Here is a 1,106-nt window from a genome sequence, read left to right as displayed (position 1 = left end):
GTTCCAGTTCCATCGTCCGCCGCAGCCGAACGTGTCGAACGAGGCGTCGCCGCCGGTCGGCCCGCAAGGCTCCGACACGCTGCAGAACCAGCCGCTCACCGCGCCGGCGCAGTAAGTTCGCGTGTGGAAACAGGGCGGCATGCGCCGCCCGTCTTTAGACCTGTCGTGTAGAAAGCCATGAAGATTGCGATTGCCGGCGCATCGGGCCGAATGGGCCGGATGCTGATCGAAGCCGTTCTCAACGATTCCGACGCGCAGCTCGTCGGCGCGCTCGACCGTGCCGACGCGCCGTTCCTCGGCCAGGACGCCGGCGCGTTCCTCGGCAAGGATACCGGGGTCAAGCTGACCGCCGACCTCGACGCCGTGTTCGCGCAGGCCGACTACCTGATCGACTTCACGCGTCCGGAAGGCACGATGGCCCATATCGAGGCCGCGCTGCGCCACGACGTGAAGCTCGTGATCGGCACGACCGGCTTCACCGCCGAGCAGAAGGCCGAGTTGCAGGCCGCGGCGGGCAAGATCGGCATCGTGTTCGCGGCGAACATGAGCGTCGGCGTGAACGTCACGCTGAAGCTGCTCGAATTCGCGGCGAAGCATTTCTCGCACGGCTACGACATCGAGATCATCGAGGCGCATCACCGCCACAAGGTCGATGCGCCGTCGGGTACCGCGCTGATGATGGGCGAAGCCGTCGCCGGCGCGCTCGGCCGCTCGCTCGACGATTGCGCGGTGTACGGCCGCCACGGCGTGACGGGCGAACGCGACCCGTCGTCGATCGGCTTCGCCGCGGTGCGCGGCGGCGACATCGTCGGCGACCACACCGTGCTGTTCGCCGGGATCGGCGAGCGCATCGAGATCACGCACAAGTCGTCGAGCCGCGTGTCGTACGCGCAGGGCGCGTTGCGCGCGGTCCACTTCCTGTCGGCGCGCGGCGCCGGCCTGTTCGACATGCAGGACGTGCTCGGCCTGCGCTGACCCCACGGGGAAACTCCGATGGCGATACCCACCGGCGTTGTCCACTACCTCGAAAGCGGCGATGCGATCACGCACGCCGTCGCCTATGTGCTGCTGGCGATGTCCGTCGCCAGCTGGTGCTTCCTCCTCAC

Annotated in this window: 1 protein-coding gene and 2 pseudogenes; all 3 read left to right on the top strand. The window is 68.0% G+C overall.

Annotation, left to right across the window (positions count from 1 at the left end):
* Nucleotides 1–115, top strand: a pseudogene (locus tag JYJ84_RS38195) (outer membrane protein assembly factor BamE); the annotation flags it as partial.
* A gap of 62 nt (nt 116–177) precedes the next feature.
* Complete coding sequence (dapB, locus tag JYJ84_RS37270) at nt 178–975, top strand: 4-hydroxy-tetrahydrodipicolinate reductase (protein WP_175222958.1); 798 nt, start codon at nt 178–180, stop codon at nt 973–975.
* Between the two features lie 18 nt (nt 976–993).
* Nucleotides 994–1,106 (top strand): annotated as a pseudogene (locus JYJ84_RS37265) (MotA/TolQ/ExbB proton channel family protein); the annotation flags it as partial.

Source organism: Burkholderia sp. LMG 13014 (assembly GCF_905232215.1).
Lineage (GTDB): Bacteria > Pseudomonadota > Gammaproteobacteria > Burkholderiales > Burkholderiaceae > Burkholderia.
This window is presented reverse-complemented; position numbering and strand designations above follow the sequence as displayed.